This is a genomic window from Bacillus sp. M6-12 (assembly GCF_002860285.1).
Taxonomy (GTDB): domain Bacteria; phylum Bacillota; class Bacilli; order Bacillales; family DSM-1321; genus Peribacillus.
Genome location: NZ_PGVF01000031.1, coordinates 99,175 through 108,116, shown reverse-complemented (window position 1 = coordinate 108,116; position 8,942 = coordinate 99,175). Strand labels below are relative to the sequence as shown.

Below are 8,942 nucleotides of genomic sequence, written 5' to 3'. Positions count from 1 at the left end.
GTTTAATTTAGTCTTTAAACTATATCTTGGAAAGTCGTTTTGTTTTTTAAAAGGGCAAATATCCAGTGTAAGAGTTTATTTACACAAGCAATCACAGCTACTTTAAAAGGTTTTCCTTCTTCACGTTTCTTATCATAGAACTCTCGTAATTTCTTATTACGAGGAATAATGTCATCACTTGTTTTGCTTTTACGACAGTCACGTATTGCACAACGAACAGCCATATATAAGGCGTGACGAAGCCTACTGGATCCTCTTTTTGTGATTCGATTCTTGGTGGCTGTAAACTTACCGGATTCAAATACACTGGGGTCAATTCCAGCGAAAGCTACCAGCTTTTTAGGATCAGTAAATCGATCTATCTCACCAATTTCTGAAATGATCGTTGCAGCGATCTTTTCTCCGATACCAGGGATAGATTTGATAATATTATATTCTTCAACTTCTTTTGCGAGGGCATCTATCTCTGACTCTAACTTGGATAGGTGCTCTTTGTATTGAAGAATGATGTTTATATACATACCAAGACTTAAAATATGACTCTGGTACAAAGTCTTTTCAAACGGATTTCGTTTTGCGGCAGCTTTAAGTTGAATAGCTTTTTCATTAGCCCATCTGTATGAACGACTTTTACATAATTTTGCGATTCTGTCAGCTATGGTTTCTTCACTTGCCTCTAATATATCTTCAGATGAGGGAAACTCTGAAAGAGTTAAAAGTGATACTACTGAATATAAGTCACCAAAAACCCCTCTATATTCAGGAAAGATCTGGTCCAGAATGGCTTGAAATTGTAGCTTTGTTTGGATTAATACCCCAGTTATATTCTCGTGCTGTCTTGTTAGATTTCGAAGGTTTAATAGTTGAATTCCTCGCTTTTTACATGGCTCTAGATCCTCTTTATAAAACATTTCGCAGAGAAGGTAAGCATCAACAGCATCTGTCTTTACTTTCCGAAGACTTGAACTTTTAGCCTTATAAGAAATCAATGGATTAATAATAATCATTAAATATCCACGATTCTCTAGGTATTGAACAACAGAGGAATGATAATGTCCGGTTGCTTCTAGAACAACTGGTGGTTTTTTACCTGTTTCTCTCTTAACTTCCTCAAGAAAATCTTCAAGTAAACTAAGACCTTCTAGAGTATGAGAAACTTTAAAACTCTTACGATATGGTTTGCCTTTATCTAAAAATGCTTGAACCTGACTTTCCCCTTTTGAAATATCCAGACCAATGACTGGATTCATTTCTAAATCCTCCTCCTAAACTAGTAATTTGCCAGTACCCCTAATTCCTCCATGCAGTGTCACAGCTTCGCTTGTTATACGAGATCTAAGTCCCAACCAGCCTCAATCATGTTTCTACAAGTAGGGGGCGAACCGTTTAGCTGACGGGGGCGAAGCCCCATGGGCAGTTATGTTCTACCCTGGCTACTGTAATAATAAGACCATATGAAAAATGGTCAACCAGAAATATCTGGTGACCTTATAATACGAACGGGGCAGGTTAGTGAAATATGAAAGTATAAAATGTACGAAAAGAAAAAATAAATAACTGTATACATTCCGCATATTGTCAATCCAGTATGTTATACTGTAAACAAACCTTTGAAGCTTTAAATCTTTTTTTATTACCTGTACTATTTCCCTACTCGAACGTTGAGTAGGGTTTTTTATTGAGTATTATACAGAGAACATAAAAAAACAGGCTCTAAATAAAGAGCCTGTTTGTATAATCGATTTAAGATTAAGCTTTTTGAACGTTAGCAGCTTGAGCTCCACGAGCACCTTGCTCAACGTCAAACGTTACTTTTTGACCTTCGTCTAAAGTTTTGAAGCCTTCACTTTGGATTGCAGAGAAGTGTACGAATACATCGTCTCCATTTTCACGTTCGATAAAACCAAAACCTTTTTCTCCATTAAACCATTTAACTGTACCTTGTTCCATTTTTGTTGCCTCCTAGTGCGTTAAACACAATGTATTACTATCCTTGCCCAAAGTGATTCTCAAGACGAAAAGTCGATATTCATACTATCCCATTACACCGAACAAAAATAATTCTTCCTTATCATAACAGGATACTGAAAAATTTGCAAATCATTGAGGCTTTAACTAAAGTAGTACATTTATATAAGCGTTATAAAGCAAGGTCGTTTTAGTCTTTGTTCTTTAACTACCATGGAACAACGATTTTATTTTCCATCTCTGTGATGCATCTCTGCTGCATGGGTGGTTAACGGGTGATTTACTCCAGTTCCGGCTGCCCTGTGTAAAAAACCATTATTTTTTATGAGTGTGGCTTCTAAATTGTTATTTATCAATTTATCTATGGCTAGGGCAGCTGATTCTACGTCAGTGTAAAGTTCAGAATGCTTACTTTCCAAGAAAGTAATTAGGAAAAACTATGCAATTTTTCCTTTTTAATAGTAACTGAACTAGGCACCGTACTTTTAGAAAATGTTTGAGTGATTTCACAATCACAAAAGTAAATTAAATCCTGTCACAAATTATTAATTTTATCTAAGTCCATTTTAAAAGTCAATCCTACCTATTTATTAGGCATCAAAATCTAAAACTTGTCATTCAACTACTTCTCTAAAGAATATAGAAAGCTTTCCGGCGGGAATGCCTTTCTATATTCCCAAAATAATTTAAGGGAAAGCAACGAAAATAGGATATACATGCCATATATGTTAATATTAAAAAGGTAATATCATTTTCATGATATTAGCAGGAAGGTGTGTGTTAATTTGCATGAAAAGATGATTTTCGCAAATAACCAAAAAGAGTTAGATAACAAAATTGAGCAGATTCAACATGGATACGAGGAAAAGTATCCAGATAAAAAGGTAGAGATTGAATTCCTGAATCCTCAGATACACGATATTGAATTTACTAAAAATTTTACCACTCAAATGATTATTGGTATTAAAATGGTAGGATAAGAATAGAATGAACTTTAGGCATCCATTTACGTTTGCTAGTTTTTCAGGCTCCTTTTCGCATCAGCGATGGCATTAAGCATATTCCGAGCTGAAGCACCCATCACATCAGAAACAACAGAGTCCAGCTTGATGTTGGATCCTCCTAACATCTTTTGGATGCGATTGTGCTGTCGAGCGAGTTCTTCAATGATACTCCGCTGATAGCGTACGAGTTCCCGCAATTCACGCTGATTTCGATCAGGAATATAGCTGGCTTTAAGCAATCCTTGACGAAGAAGTTTGGCAATCCACTCTGCATCTTTCACATCCGTTTTTCGACCGGTAACAGCCTTCATATGCTGGGCGTTTACAACTAAGAACTCCAAATCCTCATCCTCAAGAAGATTTACAATGGGTTTCCAGTAGACACTTGTACTTTCATGGCAACATGTGTACAACCGTGCTGTTTAATCCAATCGACCAATTGTAATAGAAACACAGTTTTAGTAGAAAACGTTTGAATCTCCTTTCCTTCTGGTGTGATAATACACGCAGTGGTGTTGTCCTTGTCGACATCCATACCACACGCTCTTTCAATATCCATTGAAAAACATCCTTTCTAACGGCCAAAAATAGTTGAGGCTGGTGCAGCAACCAGAATGGGATTAATCTACCATGTGTGCTTCCCGTAAGGGAGCGACAGTCAGTAGTGCACCTTGGTGGAGTCAGACTAACGGGTGGGCTCTCACGCACCATGACCCTCCTCTCGAGCCGTAGAAACAGTATTGACGGTATGTAACCATTTTCATTATCGGTGGTGAATCGCTGATCTGTGCGATTCATGGATGGATAACGGGCAGGTTAGTGGATGAAAAAATAAAGGATAATTGATTCCTTGGTAATGTGAAAATGGCCGCTTCAATAAAGCCACTGATTCTGTATATTAAGAAATTTCACAGGAGTTCCTAACAGCTTTAAGAAATGATTAACCCTATACAGAAAGAATCCGATTGGAAATTCAATCGGATTTTTTTCGGTTTGTCGAAAAAGTGATTTCAAAATAACAAAAAACATTCCGACTTATCCTGGGTATATAGACTAATGTGATAATTTTCGATTTTTTTCAACAAAATGTGATATTTTTGATATAATAGTCCTAGGTATTTTACAAATTAATTAAAATAATCAGCAGCTTTATATAAATTCAACATGCGATATATATTTGTTGAATAAATCTAGGTATGTAGAAGATTGGAGTGAGTCTTAATGCGAAAAAATATAAAATCATTTCAAGAACTAATAAAAATAAATAAACAAGAATTACTTAATGACAGTAAAGCTATTGAAAAAATAGAAAAACGAATTGAAAAGCGTCATGAAATAAAAAATTAGCTGAATACTAACTATTTTTATTAGAAGCGATCAGATCAACGTCTGATCGCTTTTTTATAGAAAATATTTGTCAAGGTAAAGAGATGTCTGTGAATTTTGTGAACAAATGTACTTAAACAAACGGGTGCTTATGTTCCAGATCAGCTGCCAAACCAGGCAGCTTTTCTTATTCCACAAAAGGGCAGGATAGTTTAAGAATCAAACTAACAAATTCAATGATTTGTTTTGTATAATAATAAATATATTTATATAATTATGCAAATTGACGGGAGTGGGGATATTGAATTTTATTTGTGAGTCTGACAAATTAGATGATTATTTACTCGAATTAAATGAAGTTAATTATTCTAACCCAATTATAAAAAAGAAAGCAGATGAACTTTTCAATCCATTTCAAACGGAAATTGAAAAAGCAAAAGTAGCTTTTGAATTTGTTCGTGATGAAATTTCTCATTCTTGGGATATTCAATCGAAACGAGTTACTTGCAATGCTTCGGAAGTATTAGATTTTAAAGAGGGAATTTGCTATGCTAAATCGCATCTATTAGCGTCTTTATTGCGTTCACAGGGTATACCAACAGGTTTTTGTTATCAAAGATTGATGTTGTTCGATACTCCAGAAAAAGGCTATTGTATTCACGCCTTAAATGCTATTTTCTTTAAAACACTTAATAAATGGATTAGGGTAGATGCCCGTGGTAATAAAAAGGGAATTGATGCCCAATTTTCAATTGAAGAGGAAAAATTAGCTTTTCCTATTAATGAGAAACTCAACGAAAAGGTTTATCCAGTTATCTACACTAAGCCTCATTTCAAAACAGTGTCTGTTTTAGAAGAACATACGAATGCATTAGAAATGTATAAACATCACTTACCTCAGAGTTTGTAGTTGTTTCACTAACGGGTGCTTATGTTGAAGATCCAGCTGCCGAACCAGGCTGCTTTTTCTTATTGCACTAAAGGGGCAGGTTAGCTGTACAAGTTATAAATTTAATGGTTTAAAGTTATAGAGCATTTCTTTGAATGAGGAATGCTTTTTATTTTTGCTTAAAACAAAAATATACAATAAAAATATTATTTAAATTAATAAAAATTTATTGTAAAACGATAAAATAAATATTAAAATCAAAATCAGAATAAATAAGTGAGGTGCTTTTTATGGAAAAAGTAACAACGTTGTTTTTAAAAATAGCTGTTATTCTTTTAGGAGTCCCAGTTCTTGCTCTGTGCATCTTTTTGGTACCTGAGATGGCGAACCTTGCAGCAAAGTTGCTTCCAGAGTTTGCTTTTATAAAATATCTCGTTTTCATCGCTTTTGATGCATCGGCGATACCTTTTTACTTTGCTTTGTATCAGGCTTTCAAACTCTTACGCTATATTGACAAAAATAAAGCTTTCTCCGATTTATCTGTAAAAGCTTTAAAGAAAATCAAATACTGTGCCATCACAATCAGTATTTTGCATGTGCTAGTTTGGCCGCTCTTCTATATCTTTGCGGAAGTAGACGACGCACCAGGAGTTATCTTTGTCGGATTGGTTGTTCCTTTTGCTTCGATGGTTATCGCAGTCTTTGCGGCTGTTCTCCAAAAACTTTTACAAGAAGCAATTAATATCAAATCAGAAAATGATTTAACGGTCTGAGGTGAATAACAATGGCAATTATAATCAATATTGATGTGATGTTAGCAAAAAGGAAAATGAGCGTAACAGAACTTTCGGAGAAGGTTGGAATAACAATGGCGAACCTTTCTATATTGAAAAATGGAAAGGCAAAAGCGATTCGATTATCCACTTTAGAGGCAATTTGTAAGGCTTTAGAATGTCAGCCTGGAGATATTTTAGAATACAAAAGTGACGAAGACAGTTAAACCTTGTGGAGGAAACTTAGTATAACAATTATTAGGGGAGGTATGTCTATGGACACTAACAATTTGGTTATTGAAAATATTGCTAACCCTCATGAGCTGGAGAGAATGTATAGAAAAGACCCGAAAGCTTTTAAAAAGTCATTCTCACAAGCATGGGAACAAAATCCTGATTCTCAGGTTCTTGGTGTTTGGTATGAAAGATTGCATTTCAAGGAGACGGCAAATACAGAAAAATCTTCCTTTCTTCAAAAAGGTTTCTTATTCATGGGCATTTTAGCCATTTTGGCCGGGATAAGCACCAGGATCATTTTCCATTTTGTCGAACAGGAAGCAATTGCTCCAATTAACCTGGCTTTTGGTATAATTCCCTTTATTGCTGCCTATTTTGTTTACAATAATACTCCGAAAAAAAGTGTTATTTATTCCCTTGCAGCGTTGTTCCTAATTTCCGGGTTTTATCTTAACATGCTGCCATTAAATTATAAAGACAGCATTATCCTTGCTTATTTACACCTTCCCATATTCTTATGGGTATTGGTAGGACTTGCATTTACAGGAAATGAATATTCAAAAGGCAGTACAAGATTAGCCTATATTAAATTTAATTTGGAATATTGCATTCTCTACGCCAGCATGGCAGTTAGCGGAATGGTACTAGCAGCATTAACCATGCAGTTATTTAGCTTTGTTGGCTTGGATATAGAAGACTTCTATTTTAGTAATGTCGTTTTATTTGGTGCTGCCGCTCTCGCGATTGTAGCTGCATACCTGGTTTCAATGAATCTCAAACTTGCAAAGAATATTACACCATATATAGCTAAAATTTTTAGTCCTCTTGTCCTGGTCACATTGTTGGTCTATCTTATAACGGTTATATGGGTCGGAAAAAGCCCATTCTTTGACCGCAATTTCCTGATAGCCTTCAACGGAATACTCCTTGGTGTATTGGCCGTTACCATATTTTCCATTATCGAGAGCGACTCAGACGAGAAAAAGAACATTTCAGATTATATAAATTTTGCCCTAATTGTTCTTGCGCTTATCATTGACAGTGTGGCTTTGTCAGCCATCGTGTTCAGACTTTCTTCTTATGGGATTACGCCTAATAGACTTGCTGTTTTAGGAGTAAACATACTTATCTGGGCAAATCTAATTTGGATTATGCTCTCCTATATGCGTTTTCTACAAAACAAATCCGGACCTTCAACTATCCAAGATGCCATTACTAAGTATTTGCCGGTCTACGGACTTTGGGCAGCTTTCGTTACATTTACCTTTCCTATAATTTTTAATTAGAAAGCCTCTGTTAATGTAATGAAAAGCTAATCTTGTAACGTATAAAATCCTTAGAGCCGATATTATGCAGCTTTTTAGACAAGTTGCATAGTTTTGGCTTATTTTCATTACTAAAGTTAAAAAGAGGGTATTCAAACTAGAAACATAATATATTGTTGCAACTGGATTCTAGAAGGCGGTTCAGCCGATTATAGGATATTGGATGTCACCAAAAGGGGTCAAATGGAGGGAATCATTAACTATGCGAAAAAACATTTGGACAAGTTGATGTTATCGTGAATAACGCAGGTGTCATGCCCCTCTCAAAACTTGAAGCTCTAAAGGTTGACGAATGGGATCGTATGATTGACGTGAATATTCGCGGCGTCCTTCATGGCATTGCAGCAGGGCTTCCGATTATGGAACTGGAACGTTTGCATATGGAAAACGCGTGCTTAAAAAAGTTGAATGCCTGATTTAGTAACTCCCTATAGAAAAACAATAAAGAATTAGGGAATCTAGTAGACCATCGTAGCAGATGGTCTAATTGTATTAGCCCAGTTGTTGGAACGCCTTGGACATAAATATTATGTCTATAAAATTGTAACCTTTAGCGTTTTCGTTCGTCTTATTTGTGAAAACATTTTTGGAGGGATACTTATGAAAAAAATCTTTATTCTTTTAATGACAGCTTTCGCATTATTTACTTTTAGCATTGGTGCTTCAGCACAATCCAGTGGTGATTTATCAAGTAGTAAAGCAAAGCAAATTGCCTTAAGTGCTCATTACCATCATTGGAATGTAATGAATGGACACATTAGCAACGTAAAAAATTCAAAGTGCTATTCTGGAGCAGTTAAGATTAAAGGAACTGATTATCGTTACTTCTGTAGTGAATTAGACACGAAAAAAGAATTAACTACTTACCTAAATGAAGTTTTTACATTGAATTCAATAAACAAGGCAATTAAACAATATTCGTTTATTGAATATAAAGGTAAGCTAATGCAACCGAACGCTGATGGAGGAACTATACTTCAATGGGAAAAGGCCACAAATAAACTTATCTTTTCTAAAAAAGATGTCCGCCAGTTTGAGTTTACAGTTCCTTATGGAAAAACGGTTAAGTATACAAAGAAAAAAGTTACTTTTGTTAAGGTTAATAATAAATGGCAAATAAATGACCTTAGTGCTGTAAGATAGATTGCACCTCCAATTTTTGGAGGTTTTTTTATGTGTGCCAGGCATGGCAACTATCTAGGTGGTGAAAGTCCTCTGTGGGGGTACACATCGACCAACCACTAAGGAAGCGCAAGGTACTTATCGTGAGGTAAGGGCTGGAGAAAGCGTGAAATAAAATCTTAGATCGACGTACAGAAATCTGATACTAAGGCTTTATAAAGGGATGAGCTCCATAACAAGTTAAAGTCCAAAAGATGTGCGTAACTTTGTAGAGTAAATCAGGCGAGTAAAAGAGGAA

Annotated in this window: 9 protein-coding genes and 2 pseudogenes; 8 read left to right on the top strand and 3 right to left on the bottom strand. The window is 35.4% G+C overall.

Annotation, left to right across the window (positions count from 1 at the left end):
• Positions 1-14 precede the first annotated feature (14 nt).
• Entirely contained in the window at positions 15-1,250 is a 1,236-nt protein-coding gene (locus CVD28_RS25690) for an IS110 family transposase (RefSeq protein ID WP_101597513.1), read from the bottom strand.
• A gap of 499 nt (positions 1,251-1,749) precedes the next feature.
• On the bottom strand, positions 1,750-1,950 hold the full coding sequence (locus CVD28_RS25685) for a cold-shock protein (protein ID WP_101597512.1): 201 nt from the start codon (positions 1,948-1,950) through the stop codon (positions 1,750-1,752).
• Between the two features lie 803 nt (positions 1,951-2,753).
• Between CVD28_RS25685 and CVD28_RS25675 the strand changes: the two genes are divergently transcribed.
• Complete coding sequence (locus tag CVD28_RS25675) at positions 2,754-2,948, top strand: hypothetical protein (RefSeq protein ID WP_101597510.1); 195 nt, start codon at positions 2,754-2,756, stop codon at positions 2,946-2,948.
• Positions 2,949-3,013: 65 nt separating this feature from the next.
• Here CVD28_RS25675 and CVD28_RS25670 read toward each other — a convergent pair.
• Positions 3,014-3,531, bottom strand: a pseudogene (locus CVD28_RS25670) (IS110 family transposase); the annotation flags it as partial.
• Positions 3,532-4,193: 662 nt separating this feature from the next.
• On the opposite strand from CVD28_RS25670, the gene CVD28_RS25665 reads away from it, so the two are divergent.
• The 7 genes and pseudogenes from CVD28_RS25665 (at position 4,194) to CVD28_RS25635 (ending at position 8,665) form a co-directional block, all read left to right on the top strand.
• Positions 4,194-4,319, top strand: coding sequence for an FbpB family small basic protein (locus CVD28_RS25665; protein WP_101597509.1), 126 nt, complete (start codon positions 4,194-4,196; stop codon positions 4,317-4,319).
• 280 nt (positions 4,320-4,599) lie between these two features.
• A complete protein-coding gene (locus tag CVD28_RS25660) occupies positions 4,600-5,208 on the top strand; it encodes a transglutaminase-like domain-containing protein (RefSeq protein ID WP_101597508.1) in 609 nt (202 codons plus the stop codon).
• A 269-nt stretch (positions 5,209-5,477) separates the two neighbouring features.
• Complete coding sequence (locus CVD28_RS25655) at positions 5,478-5,960, top strand: DUF2975 domain-containing protein (RefSeq protein ID WP_018392447.1); 483 nt, start codon at positions 5,478-5,480, stop codon at positions 5,958-5,960.
• Between the two features lie 11 nt (positions 5,961-5,971).
• Positions 5,972-6,187, top strand: coding sequence for a helix-turn-helix domain-containing protein (locus CVD28_RS25650; protein ID WP_017153334.1), 216 nt, complete (start codon positions 5,972-5,974; stop codon positions 6,185-6,187).
• Positions 6,188-6,235: 48 nt separating this feature from the next.
• Positions 6,236-7,483 carry a DUF4153 domain-containing protein gene (locus tag CVD28_RS25645; RefSeq protein ID WP_101597507.1) on the top strand — a complete coding sequence of 416 codons (1,248 nt, stop codon included), beginning with the start codon at positions 6,236-6,238 and terminating at the stop codon, positions 7,481-7,483.
• 171 nt (positions 7,484-7,654) lie between these two features.
• Positions 7,655-7,887 (top strand): annotated as a pseudogene (locus CVD28_RS25640) (SDR family oxidoreductase); the annotation flags it as partial.
• A gap of 235 nt (positions 7,888-8,122) precedes the next feature.
• Entirely contained in the window at positions 8,123-8,665 is a 543-nt protein-coding gene (locus CVD28_RS25635; RefSeq protein WP_101597506.1) for an IseA DL-endopeptidase inhibitor family protein, read from the top strand.
• Positions 8,666-8,942 lie beyond the last annotated feature (277 nt).

Excerpts from the sequence above, each read along its gene's own strand:
- CVD28_RS25645 (WP_101597507.1), top strand. The coding sequence starts at position 6,236 with ATGGACACTAACAATTTGGTTATTGAAAATATTGCTAACCCTCATGAG.
- CVD28_RS25690 (WP_101597513.1), bottom strand. The coding sequence starts at position 1,250 with ATGAATCCAGTCATTGGTCTGGATATTTCAAAAGGGGAAAGTCAGGTT.
- CVD28_RS25665 (WP_101597509.1), top strand. The coding sequence starts at position 4,194 with ATGCGAAAAAATATAAAATCATTTCAAGAACTAATAAAAATAAATAAA.
- CVD28_RS25685 (WP_101597512.1), bottom strand. The coding sequence starts at position 1,950 with ATGGAACAAGGTACAGTTAAATGGTTTAATGGAGAAAAAGGTTTTGGT.
- CVD28_RS25655 (WP_018392447.1), top strand. The coding sequence starts at position 5,478 with ATGGAAAAAGTAACAACGTTGTTTTTAAAAATAGCTGTTATTCTTTTA.
- CVD28_RS25635 (WP_101597506.1), top strand. The coding sequence starts at position 8,123 with ATGAAAAAAATCTTTATTCTTTTAATGACAGCTTTCGCATTATTTACT.
- CVD28_RS25650 (WP_017153334.1), top strand. The coding sequence starts at position 5,972 with ATGGCAATTATAATCAATATTGATGTGATGTTAGCAAAAAGGAAAATG.